The organism is Arthrobacter crystallopoietes (assembly GCF_017603825.1).
Taxonomy (GTDB): Bacteria; Actinomycetota; Actinomycetes; order Actinomycetales; family Micrococcaceae; genus Crystallibacter; species Crystallibacter crystallopoietes_B.
In genome coordinates this window covers 4,020,908-4,044,822 of record NZ_CP072014.1, presented here as the reverse complement: position 1 = coordinate 4,044,822, position 23,915 = coordinate 4,020,908, and the positions used below count along the sequence as shown (strand labels likewise).

The window sequence follows — 23,915 nt, the reverse complement described above, 5'->3', positions numbered from 1 at the left end:
CTGGTGCTGATTCTCTCCATCGATACCTCCGCCATTGCCAGCGCGGCTCTCATCACCGGAGACGGAGAGACCCTGCAGGCATTTGCCACCGAGGACACCCGGACCCATGCCGAGGTGCTGGCCCCCGGCATCCAGGAAATACTGACGACGGCGGACGTCACCGCCGCCGATATCGACGCCTTGGTCGTGGGCGTGGGGCCCGGTCCTTTCACCGGGCTGCGGTCCGGGATCGCCACGGCCCGATCGCTGGCGTTCGCGTGGAACAAGCCACTGCATGGGGTGATGAGTCTGGACGCCATCGCCGTGGAGGCAGCACTGGATGCTTGGCGGCTGGGGATCGACGAATTCATCGTGGCCACGGACGCGCGACGCAAGGAAGTCTACTGGGCGCAGTACCGCAGCACCGGCGGAACCCCCGAATTGCTGGACGGTCCGCACGTCTCCGCGCCGGCGGAGGTGCCGGAGCTGCCGGCCTACGGCAAGGGGGCGGGAATCTATCCGGACCAACTGCACGCCGTCGCGGACTTCAGCGGCACCCAACCGACCGCTGAAGCGCTCGGCCGCACCGCCGTCGTCAAGCTGACACGGGGCCTGCCCCTGCTGGAAACCACACCCCTTTACCTGCGCGAATCCGATGCGAAGGTCCCCGGGCCGCGGAAGCGTGCGCTGTGAAGGCGGCGGACAGGGCCGTGCAGCGCGGAAGCATCCGGCCGATGACCGAGGCCGACATACCCGAGGTCGACGCCCTGGAGAAGAGCCTGTTTCCAATGGACGCCTGGCCCACCCAGATGTTCTTCGATGAGCTGTCCCAGCCCGAAACCCGCAGCTACTATGTCGCCGTCGACGCCGCTGGAACGGTGATCGGGTACGCCGGACTGATGTGCATCGAGCCGATCGCGGATGTTCAGACCATCGCCGTGGTGCCGGAGCGGGAAGGGCAGGGGATCGGCAGCCTGATGCTGACCCGCCTGATCGAGGAGGCCGCGGGGCGCAAGGCCAAGGACGTGCTGCTTGAGGTCCGGGCGGATAACCCGCGGGCGCAGCGGCTGTACCAGTGGTTCGGGTTCGAACAGATCCACCGCCGCCCGCGCTACTACCGTGACGGCGCGGATGCGCTGATCATGCGGCTGGAACTCGCCGGCTGGACCGGAGCGCCCGGCGCAACCACAACCACTTCGGAGGAGACCCGATGAACCGCAGCGAACCGCTGGTACTGGGCATCGAGTCCTCCTGCGACGAAACCGGTGTAGGCATAGTCCGCGGCGACACCCTGCTGACCAACACCGTCTCCTCCTCGATGGAGGAACACGTGCGATTCGGCGGCGTGATTCCGGAGATTGCCTCGCGGGCCCATCTGGATGCGTTTGTCCCCACGCTGCAGCAGGCGTTGGACGAAGCCGGGGTGACCCTGGACGAAGTCGACGCTTTGGCTGTGACCTCCGGTCCGGGCCTTGCCGGTGCACTGATGGTGGGAGTCTGCGCGGCCAAGGCGCTCGCCGTCGCAACGGGCAAACCGCTCTACGCGATCAACCACCTGGTGGCGCACGTGGGCGTGGGCCTGCTGGACGGCGGGGAACTGCCCGAAAACCTCGGCGCGCTGCTGGTCTCCGGCGGTCACACGGAGATCCTGCGGGTGAAGTCCATTACCGACGACGTCGAACTGCTCGGCTCCACCATCGACGACGCCGCCGGCGAAGCCTACGACAAGGTGGCCCGCATCCTCGGACTCGGATACCCGGGCGGGCCGGTGATCGACAAGCTGGCCAAGGAAGGCAACCCCAAGGCCATCCGTTTCCCGCGCGGCCTGAGCCAGCCCAAGTACATGGGCTCAGCGGAGCAGCCCGGCCGGCACCGGTACGACTGGTCCTTTTCCGGGCTGAAGACCGCCGTGGCCCGCGCCGTGGAGCGGTTCGAGGCGGCCGGCCAAGTGGTCCCGGTGGCCGACATCGCCGCATCCTTCCAGGAAGCGGTGGTGGACGTGATCACCGCCAAAGCCATGCTCGCCTGCACCGAACACGGCATCACCAATCTGCTGCTCGGCGGGGGAGTGGCCGCCAATTCGCGGCTCCGGGAGCTGACTGCGGAACGCTGTGCGGCCAACGGGATCACGCTGCGCGTCCCGCCGATCAACCTCTGTACAGACAACGGCGCCATGGTCGCGGCACTGGGCTCGCAGATCGTCATGGCCGGGGGAGAACCGTCCGGGATCGCCTTCGCCCCGGACTCCTCCATGCCGGTGACCAGCGTCCACCTGTAAGCGGCGCGCCTCATTCGAGGAGGCGGTGGTAGTTAGGCTTCGCCGCGCATCTGCCGGACGACATCGAGCACGACGGCGCGCAGATCGCCATCGTTCTCTGCGGCAATCCGGCGCTGGCGCTGGTAGCCGGCGCCGCGCTCGATAATCTTCTCCACGTCCGCCAGTTCGTTGCTGCAGCCGAGCTTCTTCGCCACCGGTTCCAGCCGGTTGAGCACGTCTTCGCGCAGGTGCTCGGTGACCAGCTTTTCCTTGCCGGCGCCGTCGAGGATGACGATCGCTTCCATGCCGTACCGGGCCGCGCGCCACTTGTTCTCCTGCACATGCCACGGCGGCATCGTGGGGATGGCCCAGCCGTCGTCGAGCACGGTGGAGAACTCGTCCACCAGGCACTGGGTCAGCGCGGCGATGGCGCCGACATCCTGCAGCGAGGACATGCCGTCGCAGATGCGCATCTCGATGGTGCCCAGGGCGGCGACCGGGCGGACGTCCCAGCGGATCTCGCTGAGCGTGTCGATCACCCCGGTGTTGAACATGTCCTGCACATAGTCTTCATAATTGGCCCAGGCGGGGAACTGGAACGGCAGGCCGGCCGTCGGCAACTGCTGGAACATCAGCGCGCGCTGCGAGGCATAGCCGGTATCTTCGCCGCCCCAGAAGGGGGAGGATGCGGACAGTGCCTGGAAGTGCGGGAAGTAGTTGACCAGGCCGTCCAGCACCGGCAGGGCCTTGTCCCTGTGGTCCAGACCCACGTGGACATGCACGCCGTAGATCACCATCTGCTGGCCCCACCACTGGGTCCGGTCGATCAGCTTCGCGTAGCGCTCCTTGTCCGTCACCGGCTGGGAGCGCGGGGCGGCAAAGGGGTGGCTGCCGGCGCAGAACAGCTCCACGCCCATCGGATCCGTCACATCGCGCACCGCCGTCAGCGCATCGCTTAGTTCGCCCTTGGCCTGCTCCACCGACGTGCAGATCCCGGTTACGAGCTCCACCGTGTTCAGCAGCAGCTCCTGTTTGATGTGGGGGTGCTCGTCGTCGTCCTTGAGTTCGGGATGCCCGGCCGCGACGTTGCGCAGCACCTCTGAGGCCGCGGAGACCAGCTCGCCGCTTTGGCCGTCCACCAGCGCCAGTTCCCACTCGACACCGAGGGTGGACTGGGCGGACGGTGCGAACTCGATATTCAAACTGACTCCTGATCTGCGCGGCTTGCCGGAACTGCCCCGGCTGTGCTCCCGTCACGCGGCTTGCGGCAGAGAACCCAAGTCAGATTCTACGGCAGTGGTACCGTCAAAGACGTGAAAAAGTTCGGTTCCCGGCGTCTGGCGCTGGGTGTGTTGGCGGCCACGTCCGCACTCCTCATTTCCTCCTGTACCGCCCCTGGCCCCGCGCCCGAAAGCGGCAGTTCCGCGCCGCCGTCGTCCGTTGCCGCGCCCACCGAAGCGCCCGCGCTGTCCTGGGGGCCGAGCCAGGATCATTACGACGACGCCGCTGCCGCCGTCGAGGCGATGAGCCTTGAGGAAAAGGCCGGGCAGGTCATGGTGTCCTTCTACTCCGGAACGGATCCGGCACCGCAACTGACGGCCATTGAGGAACTGCATCTGGGCGGCAGCATCATTATGGGCGACAACGTCCCGCTGACCGCTGACGGCACGGTGGATGTGGCGGCGATGGCGCAGATCAACAAGTCGCTGCAGGACGCAATGTTCAACGCTCGGGACTGGCCCGGGATCATCTCGGTGGATCAGGAAGGCGGGATGGTGGCCCGGCTGGGCGCGCCGCTGACCGAGTGGCCTACGCCGATGACCTACGGCGCCGCTGCGGAAGAGACCGTCTCGCGGGACTCCATGGCGGCGATGGCCACCGAACTGGCCGCGCTCGGCTTCACGATGGACCACGCGCCGGGCCTGGATCTGACCATCGGACCGGCGGATCCGACCATCGGGGCGCGCTCCCTGGGCAGCGACCCGGAGCGGGCGTCGGCACAGGCCCCGGCGCTGCTGGAGGGCTTCGAGAAAGCCGGGGTCATGCCCAGCGTGAAACACTTCCCGGGCCATGGCTCCGTGACCACCGATTCCCACCTTGCCCTGCCGGTGCAGGACGCCTCCGTGGCGGAACTGCAGGCGCGGGACTGGAAACCGTTCAAAGCGGCGATCGACGCCGGGGCACCGGTCATGATGATGGGCCACATAGCCGTTCCCGCGCTGGAGCCGGGTGTTCCGTCGTCGTTGTCGGCACCGAGTTACCAGGCGCTGCGGGACCTGGGGTTTGAAGGCGTCATCATCACGGATGCGCTGAACATGGGCGCGGTGGAGAACCAGTACCCCGGCGGCCAGGCTGCCCCGATGGCACTCGCCGCGGGCGCCGACCTGCTGCTGATGCCGGCGGATCCGTATGCCGCGCATGCCGCGATTCTCGCCGCAGTGGAGGACGGCACGCTGGCCGAGGAGCGGCTGGATGAGGCCGCCACCCGGGTAGTCACCATGCAGCTGTGGCAGAAGTCCATCGCGCAGACGCCGTCGCTGGCGGAAATCGGTACCCACGCGCAGGACTCGCAGGACGCCTCGGCCACGGCGCTGACCATCCTGACCGGGCAGTGCTCGCGCGAGGACCAGTTGGACGGTTCGCTGACCATCCAGGGAGCAGACCCGGTGGCCAACCAGCGGCTGGCGGAGGCCGCCGAGGCGCGCGGGCTGACAGTAGGTTCGGGGCCAACGGTCACGCTGCTGGCCGGGCCCGAGAGCGGAACCGGGGACATCGTTGTCTCGCTGGATGCACCGTGGGGCCTGGAACTGTCCTCAGCCGAGGTAAAGGCCGCGCTCTACGGCGACACCCCGGCAGCGTTCGAAGCGCTGCTGGACTACCTCACGGGCGAGGCCGGTGCACCCGGGACCCTTCCGGTGGACGTCGGCGAATACGAAACCGGCACCGGCTGCCGGTAGCATGCTACGGCCGGGCGCTGCGGCTTCGGCTGCGGTGGCCGGCTGTCGGGATGGGCTCGACGACAATGGCCACCCGCTCCTCGCCCATGCGGGTCAGCACCAGCGTGGCCTTGTTCGGTCCCTTGCCGGAGCCGGTGAGCAGGGTCTTGCGCAGTTCCTCCGGCGTGACCGAGGTGCCGCGCTTCTTGATTTCCAGCGTCCCGATCCTGCTAGCCTTCACCCACGCCTTGAGCTTCTTGACGTTGTACGGGCGGACCTCCAGCACTTTGTAGGCACGGGCAAACGGAGTCTGAAGCAGGTCCGGCGCGCAGATGTAGGCAATATGCTCATCGAGCAGGTGCCCGCCGAGCTGCCGTGCCACATCAGCCACCAGTCCCGCCCGGATCACCGCGCCGTCCGGTTCATACAGGTAGCCCTCTGCCGGCCCAACCGACACATCCTGCTCTGCGGGCACGTAGCCGATGTCGCTGGTGAGCTCGGCCGAACCGCCGTTCGAGATGACCAGGGCGGCCCGCCGGACACCTGGCCGGGCCAGGCTGTTGAACCACAAGGTCGCCTCGGTCACGTCGCCGTCCACCGAAACCCATTGGGCCTCGCAGTCCGCCGGCAGCGCGTCATGCGGAATGCCAGGTCCCATTTTGACGCCGACCGGAAGTCCTTGGTCCGCCAGTTTTTCGACAAAGGACAGCGGCGGTGAGAAAGCCTCCGGATCGAACAAGCGGGTGGTGCCGGACGTCGTCGTCGTTCTTCTGGCCGGATCCAGCCAGACGCCGTCGACGCCGTTCAGGTCCACGTGCTCCGCGTCGGCATTAACGACGGTGGCGTTGGGCCAGGGCATAAGGTTAATGGTGGCCACCGCGGCCGTGGTCTCATCACGTTCGACGGCGGTGACTTTGCGTTCCAGCGTGGCCAGGGCCAGGGCGTCCGCGCCGATTCCGCAGCCAAGGTCCGCGACATGTTCGACGCCGGCCTGGACGAACCGCTGGGCATGCAGCGCCGCGATATTGAGTCGGGTTGCCTGTTCCAGGCCCGCCTTGGTAAACAGCATCTGCTCGGCAAACGGACCGAATTTCGCGGCGGCCTTGGCCCGGAGCTTGGATTGGGTCAGGGCAGCCGCGACCAGTTCGGGGGAGTGGCCGGCCTTGCGCAGGGCGGTGCTGGTCTTGAGGCTGTCGGCTTCCGAATACGGCTCCAGGGAGTTCAGCAAGTCCCAGCCTTCCGGCGTGAGGATGGGAGCAATATTCTCGGCGGAGGTCTCGGATGCCATGCTTTCAAGCCTAGACCAGCGCGTGCCATCGGCTGGACACGGTTGATAGTAGAGGTCTCCTTGCGGTGGCATTATGAGGTCATGATTCAGGGAGCGGCAACATACCTAGAGGCGGCACGGCACTTCCACGAGGTGCTCGCCGGGATCCCGGACAGTGCCTGGGACGAACCGGGGCTGGGGGACTGGAGCGTGCGGACGCTGGCCGGACATACCAGCCGTGCGCTGATTACGGTCCTGACCTATTTGGAGCGTCCGGCTCAAAATATCGACGTCGGATCCACCGCAGAATACTACTCCGGGCTGGACTTCACCTCGTCGCCGGAGATTACCGCCCGGGCGGTGGCGGCCGGGGAGGATCTGGGAGCCAAGCCCGTTGAGACCGTGGACCGGCTGCTGGCGCAACTGGAGAACGTGGTGCCGGTAGTCTCGGATCGCGTCATCGAGACGATTGCAGGCGGGATGCGGTTCAGCGATTATCTGCCCACCAGGATTTTCGAACTGGCGGTCCACAGCCTGGACCTGGCGTCCGCGTGCGGAGTTCCGACGTCGTTGTCTTCTGAAGTGGAGAAGGCGGCCATGAACGTGGCGGTGGAAATTGCCGCCGCGCGGGGCGAGGGCAGTCTGTTGTTGCGGGCATTGACCGGCCGGACGGCTCTGCCACCCGGTTATTCCGTCGTGTGAAGGCTAAGGCAATGCCGTACCGTCGGAAATCGATGGCAGCACGGTGACTTGCAACCGCTGCACCGCGTTGTTGGCCATGCCCTGGTAGTTCCACTCCGGTTCCAGCGGCTGGATGTTCCCTGCGTCGTCTTCGGCACGGCACATCAATTCATGATCGCCCTCCTCGGCCTGCCAGAAGCAGGACCAGCCCCGCCAGGCGTGCCTGCCATCCTGCTCGTCCAGCTGTGCTGGCAACCAACGGCCGTCGACGCCCACCTGCACAGACTTGATGAGGCCGTAGCCGGACCAGGCGCGGCCCACGAGTTTGGTCGCGCCGGCGGGAACAATGGGCCGGCGGGACATGAAATCGGGAATGCCCGGGGGAGCCATGAGCGAGCGGACACGTATCCGCGAGACCGGTTCGCCCGGATCGTCGGCGTCCTGCTGCAATCGGTAGGCAAAGCGCTGCTGGAACCCCTCGAAAGCCTGGGTGACGGCGTCGATGCGGTGCAGCCACTTCACGCTCGCCATGCCGTACCAGCAGGGAACCACCAGGCGAAGGGGAAAGCCGTGCTGCGGCGGGAGCGGCTGGCCGTTCATTTCGTAGGCCAGCAGGACATCACCGGAGACGGCGGCGCGGACGGGCAGACTGCGTTCGTACGCGTGCGCCACTCCGCCCTGAAATCCGCGGTCCAGTGCGCTGAAGACCAGCTCCACCGCGTCCGGCCGCAGCCCGGCTTCGTCCATCAGGGCTACGAGCGGGGTGCCCGTCCACTCCGCCGTGCTGACACCCCCATGGATCCAAGGCTGTGATACCGGGCGTGGCTGGAACAAGCTCCGGCCGTTGCCTGCGCACTCAAGGGTCACACCCATGGACATCCTGTCCCGGGCACGGAGGTCAGCCAGCGAGAACTCCACTGGCTCGGCGACCGCTCCGCCGATCTTCAGTCGCCAGGCCGCCGGATCGACCATCGGAACATCCCAGTGTATGACCAGATAGTGCATGCCTGCCGGCGTCCGGTCCCAGCGCAGCAGCTCCAACGGCATCGCGTGGTTGCGGGATGCCAGCAGCACCTCTTCCCTGCTGAAGTCGCCGGTAGTGGGTTCCGCGGCGTGCGGCCGTGGCGTGCTGCTGGCCGCGCGCTCCGCAGAGTGCACTCGACCGGTTGTCGTCGTCATGGTTTGATAATGCGCTTCTTCTGCCCGCATGTCAGTGCCCTGGGTTCCATTTGCTCAGTTCGTTGAGCAGATCCGGCTCGAGCATCACGATGCGGTCCCGTTCGCTGCCGGTCAGCAGCTCACCGAGCAGTTGGGGCGGGAGCTGGCGCAGGCGGGAATCAGCTATGGCCCGGGCCATGGCAGCATCCGCAGTGGCCGATTCCAACCTGACCATGCTGTCCTCCGTGTCAAGGGGAGACAGCCCGCGGCGTCTCCTCGTTCCATGGTAGGAGTCTTCAGAAAGAAGATCGAGGGGCCTCCGGTGGCCGAAAGGCGCCGGGCTGAAGAGCGCTGCCCGTGGTATGGCAAACGCGACGTCACGGTGCCAAGCTGGGTAATGTCCAGCTATCCGTCCTCAAGGGAGAACACCATGTTCACTGCCAAGCAAGCGGTCAGCAGCTTTAGCGTCAATGACACAGCTGCAGCGAAAGACTTTTATGGCCAGACCCTCGGCCTTTCTGTCCAGGACGGGGACATGGGCACGCTGGACGTGACCATTCCAGGCGGGGCCACCGTCATGATCTACTCCAAAGAGAATCACGAGCCTGCTTCGTTTACCGTCCTGAACTTCGTCGTGGACGATGTCGAAGCCGCCGTGGACGAGCTCAACCAGGCCGGGGTGGAAACGGCTATCTATGACCGCCCGGATCTTCCCACGGACGCCAAGGGGATCATGCGCGGCAACGGCCCGGACATTGCCTGGTTCAAGGACCCGGCAGGGAACGTCCTGTCAGTGCTCAAAGCCTGAAATAACGACGGCGGACGGCTGTCCTTAACGCACAGTGCCTTAGGCGAAGTAGACGCCGATCCGGTTGCCTTCGATCTCCTCGATGCGGATGTCGATCTCGTAGACATCGCGCAGCACCTCCGGCTGCATGATCTGTGCGGGTGCGCCCTGATGCACCAGCCGGCCATCGCGCATGGCCACAATGTTGTCCGAATAGCAGGAGGCGAAGTTGATGTCGTGGATGACCAGGACCACCGTCTTGCCTAGCTCGTCCGTCAAACGCCGGAGCAGGCGCATCATCTCCACCGCGTGCTTCATGTCCAGGTTGTTCAGCGGCTCATCGAGCAGCAGGTAGTCCGTGTCCTGCGCGAGCACCATGGCAATGAACGCGCGCTGGCGCTGGCCGCCGGAGAGCTCGTCCACGAACTTGTCTGCCAGGGCGCCCAGATCCAGGTATTCCAGCGCCTGGTCAATGTACGCCTTGTCCTCGATGCGGGGCCGCCCGCCGTGGTGGGGAAAGCGTCCGAAACCCACCAGATCGCGCACCGTCAGCCGGACCGTGAGCTGGTTGTCCTGCCGCAGGATGGCCATTTTCCGCGCGAGTTCCCGGCCGGGGGTGTCGTTGACGTCGAGCCCGTCGATGGTGACGGAGCCGGAGTCCATATCCAGCAGCCGACTGATCATGGACAGCAGCGTGGATTTCCCGGCACCGTTGGGGCCGATGATCGAGGTAATGCCGCCGTCCTTGATGTAGCAGCTGACGTCGTCGACGACGGTCTGTGTGCCGTAGCGCTTGGAGACGCCGGAGACGTGGATCATTTGACTTTGCCTTTCAGCAGCAGGGCGATGAAGACGATGCCGCCCACAAATTCAATGACGATGCTCAGCGCCGTGTCGAAGGCGAAGACCTGTTCCAGCACCAGCTGGCCGCCCACCAGGGCGATGATGCCGAGCAGGACGGCGATAGGCAGTACGTACGCGTGCCGGAAGTGCGAGCACAGCTGGTAGGCCAGGCTGGCAATCAGCAGCCCGAAGAACGTGATCGGACCGACCAACGCGGTGGACACGGCCACCAGCACAGAGCAGATGATCAAGACCGAGATGACGGACCGCTTGTGGTCCACGCCGAGGTTGATCGCGGTTTCGCGGCCCAGCGAGAGCACGTCCAGCTGGTGGCGCATGCGCCAGGCGAGCGTGCTGACCGCGGCGACAGCCAGCGCAGAGACGAGCAGCAGCAGTCCGTCCACATTGTTGAAGCTGGCGAAGAAGAGGTCCTGCAGGATGATGAACTCGCTGGGATCGATCAGCCGCTGCAGCAGGGAGGAGATGCCGCGGAACATCGTGCCGAAGACGATGCCTACCAGCAGCATCAGATGCAGGCTCTTGCCGCCGCCGGTGAACAACCAGCGGTAGAGCAGGAAAGAGAACCCCACCATAAGGGCCACTTCGGTGACAAACCGGGCCGGGGCGCCCATGGTCAGCAGCGCCTGGCCGCCAATGGCGAAAGTCAGCCCGGTCTGGATGAGCATGTAGAGGGCGTCAAAACCCATGATCGACGGCGTCAGGATCCGGTTGGACGTGACCGTCTGGAACAGCACGGTGGAGACGCCGACGGCGTAGGCCACCAGGATCATCGAGCCCACTTTAATGGCCCGGCGGGGGAGGATGTAGCCGATGTTCCCGCGCAGGTCGATCAGCATGAAGGCCGCCACCACGGCCACGGCGACAACCGAGAGGGCGATGATCCACGTCTTCGGGGAGATGCCCTTGATGGGCCGGCGCTGATGCTGGGTCAGTGCCGTCGGCAGGCCGGTGCTAACCACGGCGTTCACGCTTTCGAAGGAGCAGGTACAGGAACATGGCGCTGCCGATCGCCGAGACGATGACTCCGACGGGGATTTCGTAGGGGAAGCGGATAGTCCGGCCGATGATGTCGCAGACCAGGACAAACCCCGCGCCGAATACGGCCACCCAGGGCACGGCCCGGCGAACATTGTCGCCAAAAATAATGGACACCAGGTTCGGCACAATCAGCCCAAGGAAAGGAATGGAACCGATATTGACAACGACGACGGCGCTGATCAGCGAGACAATGATCAGGCCGAGGGTCATCACCCGGTTGTAGTTCAGTCCGAGGTTGGTGGAAAACTCCTGGCCCATGCCGGCCATGGTGAAGCGGTCCGCGCAGAGGTAGCCGACCAAAGTCAGCACGGCGACAATCCAGAGCAGTTCGTAGCGGCCGCGCAGGACGCCGGAGAAGTCGCCGATCATCCAGCTGTTCAGCGTCTGCAACAGGTCGTAGCGGTAGGCGAAGAAAGTGGTGATGGCGGCAATTACGCCGCCCAGCATGATTCCAACTAACGGAACCAGCAGCGTGTTGCGCAGCGGTATCCGGCGCAGCACCAGCAGGAAGAGCGCGGTGCCGGCGGCCGCGAAAACGGTGGCCGTGGACATCTTTGCCAGCAAGGAAGCGCCGGGGACCGCCACCGTGACCACGAGGATGCCCAGCGACGCGGATTCAACCGTGCCCACGGTGGAGGGTTCGACGAATTTGTTGCGCGCCATGAGCTGCATAATCAGGCCCGCAACGCTCATGGCCATACCGGCCAGGATGACGGAGATGGTCCGCGGCACCCTGCTGATCCAGAAAATATCCCATGCCGTCCGGTCGCCCGCGAGCAGCGCGGGCAGTGAAACGTCGCTGACCCCAACAAACATGCTGGCAATCGCGAGGGCGATAACGGCGGCACCGGCCACCGCCAACTGGCCGCCGGAACCGCGCGGGCGGGCCAGAGCTACCCGGCCGGAGACTGCCGGGGTGGATCGGGTCATCGTCGAGGAAGCCATGGTAGATGTCTTCCGCTGCGGGCCGGATGCGCCGGCCCGCAGCGGTATTGACTACTTGACCAGTGCTGCCTGTACGGCGCCGACCATGGAGTCGACGTTGTTCAGGCCGTAGCCCACCAGGTACCAGGAAGCGGAATCCAGGTAGGTGATGTTGTCGTTCTTGGCGGCGTCGGTGCCCGCGACCAGTTCGTTGTCCAGGACCGCGGCGGCGGCCTTGCCGGCAGCCTCGCCGATGGCCGCATCGCGGTCGATCACGAAGAGATGGGCCGGGTTCTTCTCGGCGATGTACTCGAAGGAGATGGCCTCGCCGTGTGATCCCTCGGACTTGACGTCGGCCGCGGTCTCCACGCCCAGGACATCGTGGACGATGCCGAAGCGTGAACCGGCGCCATAGGCGGTCAGTTCGCCGCCGCTGGTCATCACCACCAGGCCGGTGCCTGCGTCGGCAGCGGCGGCCTTGGTCTCCTCGATCTTGGTATCGATCGCGGCCAGCTGCTTCTCGACCTCGGCTTCCTTGCCGAAGATCTCGCCGAGCGTGGTGGAAACTTCTTTGAAGCTCTCCACCGGCGTGGCGGCATCAACGCTGACGTCGATGGTCGGAGCGATCTTGCTCAGTTCCTCGTACGCACCGGCGGTGCGGCCCGAAATGATGATCAGATCCGGAGCGCCCTCGCTGATCGCTTCGAAATCCGGTTCCTTCATGGAACCGATCTTGGTGACGGCATCCTCGCCGTACTTGGCCAGCGACTCCGGGTACTGCGCGGTCGGAGCGCCGTCAACCTCTACGCCGAGGGCATCCAGGCTGTCCAGCGCGCCAAGGTCAAAGCTGTAGACGGTTTCCGGGTTGACCGGAACCTCGGTGGAGCCCTGCGCGTGCTCAACGGTGATGGTCTCCGTGTTGGCGTTGGCGTCGGCTGCCCCGGCGTCCTGGCCGCAGGCGCTCAGCGCCAGCAGCGAGGCAACGGCCGAGACTGCCAGGAGGCGGGACTTCACGGACTTATTCATATATGGCTCCAGGAAAATCGGTGCTCGGGCACCTCCCGGTACCCGCCGCAATAGATCACAAAATCATTGGCTAATTCTTACGCGCCTTCGAACCGTATCGGGTTAGGTTAGCCTTAGGCAACTTTCTTGCAGAATAATGTCCTCAAGCAACAACGGCATCAATTAACGACGGCGAATGGCGCCATCCGTGTGGACTCTCGTTGGCGTTTGGGGCCATCAGCGGGCCGGCTATAGGGGCTGATGTTGGGGGTCGGGCAAGGGGGCGTTGCGACGCTTTTGGCACTCACCTTGACCGAGTGCTAATCCGGCACATAGAGTCTTATTAGCACTCTCCCCGTGCGGGTGCTAATTACTCAAGGAACCTCCTGCCGGCACCGCGACGACGGCAGAAAAGTCCTTGGCCAAAGAACCTATTCGTAGCTCATGCAAAGGAGAGAGCCGAGTGTCGGTCTCTATTAAGCCTCTTGAGGATCGTATTGTTGTCCGCCCGCTCGAAGCAGAGCAGACCACGGCTTCAGGCCTGGTCATCCCGGACACCGCCAAGGAAAAGCCGCAGGAAGGTGAAGTTGTTGCAGTAGGCCCCGGCCGCGTTGACGACAACGGAAACCGCGTCCCGGTCGATGTAGCCGAGGGCGACGTCGTTATCTACTCCAAGTACGGCGGAACCGAAGTCAAGCACAGCGGCCAGGAGTACCTCGTACTCTCCGCCCGCGACGTACTGGCGATCGTCGTCAAGTAGTTTTCCGATGACCCCGGCCAGGTGACTGGCCGGGGTTTTTGGTCCAATAAGGAGAATTAATAAATGGCAAAGCAGTTGAAGTTTGACGATGCCGCCCGCAAAGCTCTGGAAGCCGGCGTCGACAAGCTGGCCAACACCGTCAAGGTGACCCTGGGCCCGCGCGGACGCAATGTCGTGCTGGACAAGAAGTGGGGCGCACCCACCATCACCAATGACGGCGTGACCATCGCGCGTGAGGTTGAGCTCGAGGACCCGTACGAGAACCTGGGCGCACAGCTGGCCAAGGAAGTTGCCACCAAAACCAACGACGTAGCCGGTGACGGAACCACCACGGCTACCGTCCTGGCGCAGGCGCTGGTCAAGGAAGGCCTGCGCAACGTAGCCGCTGGCGCAGCTCCCGGTGCCCTCAAGCGCGGCATCGAGGTGGCTGTCGAGGCTGTTTCCGCACGCCTGCTGGAGAACGCCCGCGAGGTCGAGGGCAAGGTCGCCGAAGTGGCAACCATCTCGGCCCAGAGCCCCGAGGTCGGCGAGCTGCTGGCCAAGGCTTTCGAGCAGGTCGGCAAGGACGGTGTCATCACCATCGAGGAGGCCTCCGGTCTTCAGACTGAGCTGGTCCTCACCGAAGGCATGCAGTTCGACAAGGGTTACCTGTCGCCGTACTTCGTCACCGACGCTGAACGCCAGGAAGCTGTCCTGGAAGACGCCCTGATCCTGATCAACCAGGGAAAGATCTCCACCGTGCAGGAATTCCTGCCGCTGCTGGAGAAGGCGCTGCAGGCCGGCAAGCCACTGTTCATCATTGCCGAGGACATCGACGGCGAAGCGCTGTCGACCCTCGTGGTCAACAAGATCCGCGGCACCCTGAACGTGGTTGCCGTCAAGGCTCCGGGCTTCGGCGACCGCCGCAAGGCCATGCTGCAGGACATTGCTACCCTGACCGGCGCCCAGGTTGTTTCCCCGGACCTCGGTCTGAAGCTGGACCAGGTCGGCTTGGAAGTTCTGGGTTCGGCACGCCGCATCACCGTGACCAAGGATGCCACCACCATCGTTGATGGTGCCGGCTCCGAATCCGATGTTGCAGACCGCGTCGCGCAGATCCGCGCTGAGGTCGAGCGCACCGATTCCGATTGGGACCGCGAGAAGCTGCAGGAACGCCTGGCCAAGCTGGCAGGCGGCATCGGCGTTATCAAGGTCGGCGCAGCCACCGAAGTTGAGATGAAGGAAAAGAAGCACCGCATCGAGGACGCAGTGTCCTCCACGCGTGCTGCCTTGGAAGAGGGCATCGTGGCCGGCGGCGGTTCCGCACTGGTCCACGCCGCCCAGGCCCTGGACACCGATCCCAACGTTCTGGCGCTCGAAGGCGACGCAGCCACCGCTGTCGGACTTGTCCGCCGCGCGTTGGTCCAGCCGTTGCGCTGGATCGCCGAGAACGCCGGCCACGAAGGCTTCGTCGTTGTGTCCAAGGTGGGCGAGCTTGAGGTCAACCACGGCTTCAACGCCGCCACCGGGAAGTACGAGGACCTGGTTGCTGCCGGCGTCATCGACCCGGTCAAGGTCACCCGTTCGGCGCTGGTCAACGCGGCATCCATTGCCGCGCTGGTCCTGACCACCGAAACTCTGGTCGTCGACAAGCCGGCCGAGGACGAGGACGCCCACGCAGGCCACAGCCACTAAGACCGCAGCGCCCGCGCTTCGGTTCCAGTAGCCGCAGAGGGGATCCGGCCAGTTCGCACTGGCTGGATCTCTTTTGCATTTTAAGCCGTTAAGGTTCGAAGTTGAGTTAGTTCCACCACATGGCTGCGGGAACGAAATAGAGCCGGGTGGCAAATGGTTTTAGGATGTAACTACCCACCTCTGTACCGGTAACCCCCGCGACATTGGCCGCTCCCCATTTCCGGTGTATCTCCGAAAGGCCGCACAGTGACTGAAGAATTTAACCCGTTCGCCTTCGAGGGCTTGACCTACGACGACGTGCTGCTGCTGCCCGGCCCGACAGATGTCATCCCCTCCGAGGCTGACACCAGCTCCCGGTTGTCGAAGCGCATCACGGTCCAGACTCCGCTGCTCTCGGCGGCCATGGATACCGTGACCGAGTCCCGGATGGCCATCGCGATGGCACGCCAGGGCGGTCTCGGCGTTATCCACCGCAACCTCTCCATTCAGGATCAGGCCGAGCACGTGGACCGGGTCAAGCGCAGCGAATCCGGCATGATCACCAACCCCGTGACCATCTCCCCGGACGCGACCCTGGCCGAACTGGATGAGCTCTGCTTCAACTACCGCGTGTCCGGCCTGCCCGTGGTGGACACGGACGGGAAGCTGCTGGGCATTTGCACCAACCGGGATACCCGCTTTGTGCCGCGCGCGGACTACCCGACCACCAAGGTGCACGAGGTGATGACCGCGATGCCGCTGATCACCGGCAGGGTCGGCATCAGCCGGCCAGAAGTAATCGAACTGCTGGGCAAAAACCGGATCGAGAAGCTGCCGCTGGTCGACGACGCCGGAATGCTGCAGGGCCTGATTACGGTCAAGGACTTCGACAAGGCCGAGCAGTACCCGCTGGCCACCAAGGACGATGAGGGCCGCCTGCGTGTCGGCGCCGCAATCGGCTTCTTCGGTGACGGTTACGAACGCGGCATGGCCATGATCGACGCCGGTGTTGACCTCCTCGTGGTCGATACGGCCAACGGCCATAGCAGCGGTGTGCTGGACATGATCGCTCGGCTAAAGAAGGACCCGGCTGCGGCACATGTGGACATTATCGGCGGACAGGCCGCCACCCGCGAGGGTGCCCAGGCCCTCATCGACGCCGGTGCCGATGCCATCAAGGTCGGCGTGGGCCCGGGCTCGATTTGCACCACCCGCGTGGTGGCCGGCGTCGGCGTGCCGCAGGTGACCGCGATCTACGAGTCCGCCAAGGCGGCTATCCCGGCCGGTGTGCCGCTGATCGCCGACGGCGGCCTGCAGTACTCGGGCGACATCGGCAAGGCCCTGGTTGCCGGCGCCGATACCGTGATGCTGGGGTCGCTGCTCGCCGGTGCTGCCGAAAGCCCGGGCGACTTGGTCTTCGTCAACGGCAAGCAGTTCAAGGCCTACCGCGGCATGGGTTCGCTGGGCGCCATGCAGACCCGCGGCAAGAACACGTCCTACTCGAAGGACCGCTACTTCCAGGCTGACGTGCCGGACGACGAGAAACTCATCCCCGAAGGCATCGAAGGACAGGTGCCGTACCGCGGCCCGCTCTCCGCCGTCGCACACCAGCTCGTCGGCGGTCTGCGCCAGACGATGTTCTACACCGGCGCCCGCACCATCGCCGAACTCAAGGCAAAGGGCAAGTTCGTCCGAATCACCGGTGCCGGGCTCAAGGAGTCCCACCCGCACGACATCATGATCACGGCGGAGGCACCGAACTACAAGCGGTAGCCAACAACAGTACAAGCAGTAGCCGCACTGCGCGGCGCCCGGTTTCCAGCAACCGATGGCGCCATTGCCAGTAGCGTCAGACGAAGGCCCGGAGCAAGTCCGGGCCTTCGTCGTGGTTAATCGCATCCGGTTGCCGCATGCGTTTCGCGCTCTATCTGCGCCGTGTTGTGCTGCCGGTGGTGCCCCGGCTGTCCACAGTCCGCGCCCCGGGCCCGGTATGCGCGCCGTGGTGGGATAACCTAGAGCCGTGACTTACGAGATTGAGATTGGCCGTGGCAAGCGTGGGCGCAGAGCCTACTCCCTGGATGACGTAGCGATTGTTCCCTCGAGGCGCACGCGTGACCCCAAGGATGTCTCCGTCAGCTGGCAGATCGATGCCTACCAGTTCGACATGCCGGTGATCGCCGCGCCGATGGACTCGGTCATGTCCCCGGCCACCGCGATCGCGGTCGGCAGGCTCGGCGGCCTGGGCGTGCTCAACCTCGAAGGTTTGTGGACCCGCTACGAAGACCCGGAACCGATGCTTGATGAGATCACGGCACTGAGCGAAGAGAGCTTCAGTCCCGCCGCCACCAAGCGGATGCAGGACATCTACGAGGCTCCGATCCAGGCTGACCTGATCACCTCGCGCCTGGCCGAAATCCGCGAAGCCGGTGTGACGGTGGCCGGCTCCCTGACCCCGCAGCGCACCCAGGAGTTCTACAAGACCGTGCTCGCCGCCGGCGTGGACATTTTCGTGATCCGCGGCACCACGGTTTCTGCCGAGCACGTTTCCCGCGAGCACGAGCCGCTGAACCTCAAGCAGTTCATCTACGAACTCGACGTTCCCGTGATCGTCGGCGGCGCCGCGGGCTACACCCCTGCGCTGCACCTGATGCGCACCGGTGCAGCAGGTGTGCTGGTGGGCTTCGGCGGCGGCGCAACAACGACGACGCGGCGCGCGCTGGGTATCCATTCGCCCCTCGCCTCGGCGATCTCCGACGTGGCCGCGGCACGCCGCGACTACATGGACGAGTCCGGCGGCCGCTACGTCCACGTGATTGCCGACGGCGGACTGGGCACCAGCGGGGACATCGTCAAGGCCATCGCCATGGGCGCAGATGCCGTCATGCTCGGTGCCGCCCTGGCCCGCGCCGAAGAGGCTCCGGGCCGCGGCTGGCATTGGGGCCAGGAAGCCCACCACCACGAGCTGCCGCGCGGTGACCGGGTCAAGATCGGTACGGTGGGTCCGCTGTCCGAGGTGCTCTATGGGCCCTCACACCACACCAACGGCACATCCAACCTGGTGGGCGCGCTGCGCCGGTCCATGGCCACTACCGGCTACTCGGACCTGAAGGAGTTCCAGCGGTGCGAGGTAGTCCTCTCGCCGTACATATCCAACGAGTGATCCGCCGACATCTGGAGGGCTAACTGAGTATGAGTTCCGGAGCCATGAGTCCTGAAAGCCGTGAGGAGGCCCTGGCCGCCCTGCGGGCCACGCAGGACCACGACCGGGAGCTGGACATACTGATCGTCGGCGGGGGAGTGGTCGGCGCCGGCGCCGCGCTGGACGCCGTCACCCGCGGCCTCGACGTCGGCATTGTGGAGGCCCGGGACTGGTCGTCCGGCACGTCTTCCCGGTCCTCCAAGCTCATCCATGGCGGGCTGCGCTACCTGGAGATGCTGGACTTTGCCCTCGTCCGTGAAGCCCTGCAGGAACGCGGCCTGCTGCTGCAGCGCATCGCGCCGCACTTGGTCCGCCCTGTGCCTTTCCTCTATCCGCTGACCAAACGGTTCGTTGAGCGTCCCTACGTGGGTGCCGGCGTCGCGCTTTATGACGCGCTGTCGGTGGCCAGCGGCCACGGGCGCGGGGTGCCGTTCCACAAGCACCTGTCGCGGCACGGCACCTTGCGGGCGGCGCCGAGCCTGAAGAAGGACGCCTTCGTTGGTTCCATCCGCTACTACGATGCGCAGGTCGACGACGCGCGGCTGGTAGTCAACCTTGTCCGGACGGCGGCGGAGTACGGAGCGCATGCCGCCAACCGGCTGAAGGTCATCAACTTCCTGCGCGAGGGCGAACGCGTGGTCGGCGCACGCGTCCGCAACCAGGAGGACGGCACCGAGTTCGACATCCGGGCCAAACAGGTGGTCAATGCCACGGGAGTCTGGACCGACGAAACCCAGGCCATGGTTACCGAGCGCGGCCAGCTGAAGGTGCGGGCCTCGAAGGGCATCCACCTGGTGGTGCCCCGCGATCGCTTCCAGTCCACCGTGGGGCTGATCCTGCGGACCGAAAAGTCCGTGCTGTTCGTTATCCCGTGGGGCCGGCACTGGATCATCGGCACCACGGATACCAGCTGGGACCTGGACAAGGCCCACCCAGCGGCGTCGTCCAAGGACATTGACTATCTGCTCGAGCACGTGAACCAAGTGCTCAGCCGCCCGCTGACCCGCGAGGATGTGGAGGGCGTTTACGCCGGACTGCGGCCACTGCTGGCGGGCGAGAACGACGACACGGCCAAGCTCTCGCGCGAGCACGTGGTTGCGCATCCCGTTCCCGGGCTGGTGGTGGTGGCGGGCGGCAAGTACACCACCTACCGTGTTATGGCCAAGGATGCGGTGGACGAAGCAGCGCGCGCCCTGGACGAACGCGTGCCGCAGAGCTGCACGGAGATTGTTCCGCTGCTCGGCGCCTCCGGGTTCAAAGCGAAGTGGAACAAGCGCAGCCGCATGGCCGACCGCGCGGGAATCCATGTGGCACGGGTGGAGCACCTGCTCAACCGCTACGGATCCATGACGGACGAAGTGCTGGACATCATCACCGGCAGCCCGGAACTGGCCGAGCCGCTGCCGGGCGCCGATGACTATCTGAAGGCCGAAATCGTCTACGCCACCACGCATGAGGGTGCCCGCCATATCGACGACGTGCTGACCCGGCGTACCCGGATCTCCATTGAGGCGTGGGACCGCGGTGTCTCCGCCGCCCCCGTGGTAGCGGCGCTGATGGCGCCGCTGCTGAAGTGGAGCGACGAGCAGGAAGCGCGGGAAGTTAAGCACTACCTTGCCCGGGTGGAAGCCGAACGGCTGAGCCAGGAACAGCCTGACGATGTCACCGCGGACAGCGCACGCATGGGTGTGGAAGACATTGTTCCGCTCAGCTGAGGCGCCGGCTGTGAGCACGGACGGAGGCGCTGACGCGAATGACTGAGCTCGATCTCACCACGCCGGCACTGGTGCTGCTGGACCTGGTGGCGGTGGACAAGCAAGACGCCGCAGCGCAGCTGGCCGGAACACTGCATGCCGCCGGCCGCATCTCGGATCTGGAGGGTTTTCTGGCGCAGGTCAATGCCCGGGAACACCAGTTGGCCACAGGACTCCCCGGCGGCGTGGGCCTGCCGCACGCACGCAGCGAGTTCGTGCAGCACACATCCATCGCCGTGGGGGTGACGAAATTCGGCCACAGCCTCGATTTCGGCGCCGTGGACGGGCCAGCCAACCTCGTACTGCTGATGGCGACGCCGGCCGCGTCGTTTTCGGAGCATCTCGAGGTGCTGGCCACGCTGGCGCGGTCCCTGATGAAAGAGAACTTCCGGGAGTCGCTGCGCCGTGCCTATGACCCGGGCGTCATTGCCGAGCTGATCAACTCCACGATCGACTTCTCCGATTCCTGAGTCACCGCCGGTCCCGGGAAGGCTTCCGGATGCGCAGGCAGATTCGTTTTCTACAGAGGCACGAAGTAGGGTTAATAGGTGCTGAAAACTGCCCTCAAACCCCGCTGGATCGCGGCGTTGGTGCTGGCACTGGTCGTTTCGACAGTCTTTGTACTCTTGAGCCAGTGGCAGTTTTCTGCATCCCAAAGCGAGGCCCCGCCGCCGCCCGGCCAGACCGAAACGGTCCAGCCGCTGACCGAGGTCTTTGAGCCCGGCACGCCGATGCATGCGTCGCAGGCCGACCAGATGGTCAGCCTCGGCGGCCGGTTCCGCCCGCGGGACCAGGTGCTGGTGCAGACCCGGCTGCAGGACGGCGAGGAGGGGCACTGGGTAGTCACCGCGTTTACCGTCGATGGTGCTCCCGAACAGAACGGCGAAGACGTTTTCATCCCCGTAGTCCGCGGTTGGGTGGCGGATCCGGCGGACGCGACGACGGCACCGGAGGGTGAGGCGACCGTCGTCGGACGCCTGTTGCCGACCGAAGCACCAGTGCCGGGGCAGACCCCTCCGGGGGAAGTGGCCACCCTGTCCGTGGCGGAACTGATCAACCTCTGGAACGCCCCGGCGTATGCAGGTTTTGTGGTCGGCACCGACTTCACCGTGGCGGGCGAGGATCTGGACACGGCCACCGCCGGCACCTCCATGGAGCCGGTTGTCGTGGGCCCGCAGCCGCAGGAGACACCGGTCAACTGGATGAACATCTTCTACGCGGTGGAGTGGGTAGTCTTCGCCGGCTTCGCCATCTTCCTTTGGTGGCGGCTCGTCGCTGACGACTACCGCCGGACGCTCGAGGACGAAGAATTCGCCGCCGAAGAGGCCCGCTATCTGGCCGGCCTTCCAGGCGGCACCGATAAAAACAACGAGGTAAGCAAGTGACAGATAACGTGAACCAGCCGAACCCGGATGCCCCGCAGGCTCCCGCCAAGGCCCGCCCTGCCAAGCGGCGGTACGGCGGCACGCACGCGCAGATCCGCTCGGCACTGACGTTCTACAAGGTCACTTCCTACATCACCGGCGTCATGCTGCTGCTGCTCTGCGCGGAGATGATCCTGCGCTACGGCTTCAACCTGTTCCTCTTCGCCGGAGCCACCAATACGCTCACCGGGGAGACGTTCGCGCTCGGTCTGGCGCAGGCAGAACCGTCGGTGGTAGAAGGTGTGAATCTCTCCATCGCCGTCCTGATTGCCCACGGCTGGCTGTACGTGCTGTACCTGATCGCCGACTTCCGCCTGTGGTCCCTGATGCGCTGGCCCTTCACACGGTTCATCCTGATCGCTTTGGGCGGTGTCATCCCGTTCCTCTCGATCCTGCTGGAAAAGCGCGTCCACCGGCAGGTGGAAGAAGACCTGGCCGAACATCCCGAAGCGGCCAAGCGCTACTAAGCCAGCAAGGCCAACCCAAACGGATAAACCTCAACGCATCAAACCCAAGCGGACGACGGCGGGTACCCACCCGCCGTCGTCCGCTTGGCGTTAACAGCCGGATCAGTAGGTGGCGGCTCCGCTCGAGCCCAATGTGCAAGCAGCCGCGCGCGGCGACTATCCTTAGTGGGTGACTAATCCAGCCCCCGCCGCCACGGACCACCGGCCCGTACTTGTCGTTGACTACGGGGCCCAGTATGCGCAGCTGATCGCCCGCCGCGTACGCGAGGCCAACGTGTATTCCGAAATCGTTCCGCACACCCACACCACAGAGCAACTGCTGGCCAAGAACCCGGCCGCGATCATCCTCTCCGGCGGGCCGTCCAGCGTCTACGCCGACGGCGCACCGCGCGTCGGCGCCGACCTGTTCGAAGCCGGCGTGCCGGTGCTTGGCATCTGCTACGGCTTCCAGGCCATGGCAAACGCCTTGGGCGGCAAGGTCGCCCAGACCGGACTTCGCGAATACGGAGCTACGGACACCACCACGGTGGGCCAGGCACGCTCCATTCTCGAAGGCGTGCCGGAAACGCAGAACACCTGGATGAGCCACGGTGACTCGGTGCACGAAGCTCCGGATGGCTTCGAGGTTCTCGCCAGCACTGCCGGCGCCCCGGTAGCCGCCTTCGCCAACGAGGAGAAGGCGCTGTACGGCGTGCAGTGGCACCCGGAGGTAAAGCACTCGGTGCACGGCCAGCAGGTTCTGGAGAACTTCCTGTTCAAGGGCGCCAAGGTGGAACCGAACTGGACCACCGGCAACATCCTCGAAGAGCAAGTCGAGCGGATCCGCGAGCAGGTCGGCACTTCCCGCGTGATCTGCGGACTCTCCGGCGGCGTGGACTCCGCCGTGGCCGCCGCCTTGGTGCAGCGCGCCGTGGGGGACCAGCTGACCTGTGTGTTCGTGGACCACGGTCTGCTGCGCGAAGGCGAAGCCGAACAGGTGGAGCGGGACTTCGTTGCTGCCACCGGCGTGAACCTGTACGTGGCCAACGAGCAGGAGCGCTTCCTGAGTGCGCTGGCCGGTGTCAGTGATCCGGAAACCAAACGCAAGATCATCGGCCGCGAATTCATCCGCGCCTTCGAAGAGGCCGAACGCGCCATCATTGCCGAAGCCGCGGCTGAGGGCGAAAGCATCAAATTCCTGGTCCAGGGCACGCTGTACCCGGACGTCGTCGAGTCCGGCGGCGGCGAGGGTGCTGCCAACATCAAGAGCCACCACAACGTCGGCGGCCTGCCCGAGGACCTGCAGTTCGAGCTGGTGGAGCCGCTGCGCACCCTGTTCAAGGACGAGGTCCGCTCCGTTGGCGCCCAGCTGGGCCTGCCGGCCGAGATCGTCGGCCGCCAGCCGTTCCCCGGCCCCGGGCTGGGCATCCGCATCGTCGGCGACATCACGGCCGAGCGCCTGGAGCTGCTGCGCAAGGCGGATGCGATCGCCCGCGCTGAGCTGACCGCGGCCGGCCTGGATAACGAAGTCTGGCAGATGCCCGTCGTGCTGCTGGCCGACGTACGCAGTGTCGGGGTCCAGGGCGACGGCCGCACCTACGGACATCCGATTGTGCTCCGCCCGGTCTCCAGCGAGGACGCCATGACCGCGGACTGGTCACGGCTGCCCTACGACCTGCTGGCGCGGATCTCGAACCGCATCACGAACGAGGTCGACGGCGTGAACCGCGTGGTCCTCGACGTCACCAGCAAGCCGCCGGGAACCATTGAGTGGGAGTAACCC

The 23,915-nt window shown here is 65.4% G+C and carries 23 protein-coding genes; 15 read left to right on the top strand and 8 right to left on the bottom strand.

Annotation, left to right across the window (positions count from 1 at the left end; genetic code table 11):
- Window positions 1–3: 3 nt before the first annotated feature.
- From tsaB to tsaD, 3 genes are read left to right on the top strand one after another with little or no spacing between them, the layout of a single operon-like run.
- Window positions 4–672 carry a tRNA (adenosine(37)-N6)-threonylcarbamoyltransferase complex dimerization subunit type 1 TsaB gene (tsaB, locus tag J5251_RS18510; RefSeq protein ID WP_208574808.1) on the top strand — a complete coding sequence of 223 codons (669 nt, stop codon included), beginning with the start codon at window positions 4–6 and terminating at the stop codon, window positions 670–672.
- Between the two features lie 41 nt (window positions 673–713).
- Entirely contained in the window at window positions 714–1,193 is a 480-nt protein-coding gene (rimI, locus tag J5251_RS18505) for a ribosomal protein S18-alanine N-acetyltransferase (protein ID WP_139004683.1), read from the top strand.
- On the top strand, window positions 1,190–2,257 hold the full coding sequence (gene tsaD / locus J5251_RS18500; protein WP_208574807.1) for a tRNA (adenosine(37)-N6)-threonylcarbamoyltransferase complex transferase subunit TsaD: 1,068 nt from the start codon (window positions 1,190–1,192) through the stop codon (window positions 2,255–2,257). The genes rimI and tsaD overlap by 4 nt, the downstream gene beginning before the upstream one ends.
- Before the next feature lie 32 nt (window positions 2,258–2,289).
- On the opposite strand, the gene J5251_RS18495 is transcribed toward tsaD, so the two are convergent.
- The gene (locus J5251_RS18495) at window positions 2,290–3,438 is read right to left on the bottom strand and encodes a glutamate--cysteine ligase (protein WP_208574806.1); all 1,149 of its coding nucleotides are present in this window, start codon (window positions 3,436–3,438) and stop codon (window positions 2,290–2,292) included.
- 111 nt (window positions 3,439–3,549) lie between these two features.
- On the opposite strand from J5251_RS18495, the gene J5251_RS18490 reads away from it, so the two are divergent.
- Window positions 3,550–5,193 carry a glycoside hydrolase family 3 N-terminal domain-containing protein gene (locus J5251_RS18490; RefSeq protein WP_208574805.1) on the top strand — a complete coding sequence of 548 codons (1,644 nt, stop codon included), beginning with the start codon at window positions 3,550–3,552 and terminating at the stop codon, window positions 5,191–5,193.
- 4 nt (window positions 5,194–5,197) lie between these two features.
- On the opposite strand, the gene J5251_RS18485 is transcribed toward J5251_RS18490, so the two are convergent.
- Window positions 5,198–6,460: a THUMP-like domain-containing protein gene (locus J5251_RS18485; RefSeq protein WP_208574804.1), complete on the bottom strand. Its 1,263-nt coding sequence runs from the start codon at window positions 6,458–6,460 to the stop codon at window positions 5,198–5,200.
- A gap of 81 nt (window positions 6,461–6,541) precedes the next feature.
- On the opposite strand from J5251_RS18485, the gene J5251_RS18480 reads away from it, so the two are divergent.
- Window positions 6,542–7,141 (top strand): maleylpyruvate isomerase N-terminal domain-containing protein, encoded by a 600-nt coding sequence (locus J5251_RS18480; protein WP_208574803.1) that lies wholly within the window; start codon window positions 6,542–6,544, stop codon window positions 7,139–7,141.
- A gap of 3 nt (window positions 7,142–7,144) precedes the next feature.
- Here the strand turns inward: J5251_RS18480 and J5251_RS18475 are convergent, their stop codons facing one another.
- Together J5251_RS18475 and J5251_RS18470 are read right to left on the bottom strand one after the other, a co-directional pair.
- Window positions 7,145–8,299, bottom strand: coding sequence for a sulfite oxidase (locus J5251_RS18475; RefSeq protein WP_244250724.1), 1,155 nt, complete (start codon window positions 8,297–8,299; stop codon window positions 7,145–7,147).
- 31 nt (window positions 8,300–8,330) lie between these two features.
- The gene (locus J5251_RS18470) at window positions 8,331–8,513 is read right to left on the bottom strand and encodes a hypothetical protein (protein ID WP_139004690.1); all 183 of its coding nucleotides are present in this window, start codon (window positions 8,511–8,513) and stop codon (window positions 8,331–8,333) included.
- Window positions 8,514–8,708: 195 nt separating this feature from the next.
- Here J5251_RS18470 and J5251_RS18465 point away from each other — a divergent pair, with 195 nt between their 5' ends.
- Entirely contained in the window at window positions 8,709–9,086 is a 378-nt protein-coding gene (locus tag J5251_RS18465; RefSeq protein WP_139004691.1) for a VOC family protein, read from the top strand.
- 39 nt (window positions 9,087–9,125) lie between these two features.
- Here the strand turns inward: J5251_RS18465 and J5251_RS18460 are convergent, their stop codons facing one another.
- The 4 genes from J5251_RS18460 to J5251_RS18445 all read right to left on the bottom strand — a co-directional run bounded on the left by J5251_RS18460 (window position 9,126) and on the right by J5251_RS18445 (window position 12,917).
- Complete coding sequence (locus J5251_RS18460) at window positions 9,126–9,884, bottom strand: iron ABC transporter ATP-binding protein (protein ID WP_139004692.1); 759 nt, start codon at window positions 9,882–9,884, stop codon at window positions 9,126–9,128.
- On the bottom strand, window positions 9,881–10,888 hold the full coding sequence (locus tag J5251_RS18455) for an iron chelate uptake ABC transporter family permease subunit (protein WP_432264408.1): 1,008 nt from the start codon (window positions 10,886–10,888) through the stop codon (window positions 9,881–9,883). The genes J5251_RS18460 and J5251_RS18455 overlap by 4 nt, the downstream gene beginning before the upstream one ends.
- Window positions 10,881–11,897 (bottom strand): ABC transporter permease, encoded by a 1,017-nt coding sequence (locus J5251_RS18450; protein ID WP_139004926.1) that lies wholly within the window; start codon window positions 11,895–11,897, stop codon window positions 10,881–10,883. Before J5251_RS18450 ends, J5251_RS18455 begins: the two co-directional genes overlap by 8 nt.
- Before the next feature lie 66 nt (window positions 11,898–11,963).
- On the bottom strand, window positions 11,964–12,917 hold the full coding sequence (locus J5251_RS18445) for a siderophore ABC transporter substrate-binding protein (RefSeq protein ID WP_208574802.1): 954 nt from the start codon (window positions 12,915–12,917) through the stop codon (window positions 11,964–11,966).
- Window positions 12,918–13,359: 442 nt separating this feature from the next.
- Here J5251_RS18445 and groES point away from each other — a divergent pair, with 442 nt between their 5' ends.
- The 9 genes from groES to guaA all read left to right on the top strand — a co-directional run bounded on the left by groES (window position 13,360) and on the right by guaA (window position 23,912).
- Window positions 13,360–13,656 carry a co-chaperone GroES gene (gene groES / locus J5251_RS18440; protein ID WP_074701392.1) on the top strand — a complete coding sequence of 99 codons (297 nt, stop codon included), beginning with the start codon at window positions 13,360–13,362 and terminating at the stop codon, window positions 13,654–13,656.
- A gap of 63 nt (window positions 13,657–13,719) precedes the next feature.
- Window positions 13,720–15,330 (top strand): chaperonin GroEL, encoded by a 1,611-nt coding sequence (groL, locus tag J5251_RS18435; protein WP_139004695.1) that lies wholly within the window; start codon window positions 13,720–13,722, stop codon window positions 15,328–15,330.
- A gap of 246 nt (window positions 15,331–15,576) precedes the next feature.
- A complete protein-coding gene (gene guaB / locus J5251_RS18430; RefSeq protein WP_208574801.1) occupies window positions 15,577–17,082 on the top strand; it encodes an IMP dehydrogenase in 1,506 nt (501 codons plus the stop codon).
- 247 nt (window positions 17,083–17,329) lie between these two features.
- Window positions 17,330–18,469 (top strand): GuaB3 family IMP dehydrogenase-related protein, encoded by a 1,140-nt coding sequence (locus tag J5251_RS18425; protein WP_139004697.1) that lies wholly within the window; start codon window positions 17,330–17,332, stop codon window positions 18,467–18,469.
- Window positions 18,470–18,498: 29 nt separating this feature from the next.
- Window positions 18,499–20,223 (top strand): glycerol-3-phosphate dehydrogenase/oxidase, encoded by a 1,725-nt coding sequence (locus J5251_RS18420; RefSeq protein ID WP_208574800.1) that lies wholly within the window; start codon window positions 18,499–18,501, stop codon window positions 20,221–20,223.
- A 38-nt stretch (window positions 20,224–20,261) separates the two neighbouring features.
- Complete coding sequence (locus tag J5251_RS18415) at window positions 20,262–20,732, top strand: PTS sugar transporter subunit IIA (RefSeq protein ID WP_139004699.1); 471 nt, start codon at window positions 20,262–20,264, stop codon at window positions 20,730–20,732.
- 78 nt (window positions 20,733–20,810) lie between these two features.
- Window positions 20,811–21,647 carry an SURF1 family protein gene (locus J5251_RS18410; protein ID WP_244250723.1) on the top strand — a complete coding sequence of 279 codons (837 nt, stop codon included), beginning with the start codon at window positions 20,811–20,813 and terminating at the stop codon, window positions 21,645–21,647.
- Window positions 21,648–21,655: 8 nt separating this feature from the next.
- Entirely contained in the window at window positions 21,656–22,153 is a 498-nt protein-coding gene (locus tag J5251_RS18405; protein ID WP_074703308.1) for a DUF3817 domain-containing protein, read from the top strand.
- A 169-nt stretch (window positions 22,154–22,322) separates the two neighbouring features.
- Window positions 22,323–23,912, top strand: coding sequence for a glutamine-hydrolyzing GMP synthase (guaA, locus tag J5251_RS18400; RefSeq protein ID WP_139004700.1), 1,590 nt, complete (start codon window positions 22,323–22,325; stop codon window positions 23,910–23,912).
- Window positions 23,913–23,915 lie beyond the last annotated feature (3 nt).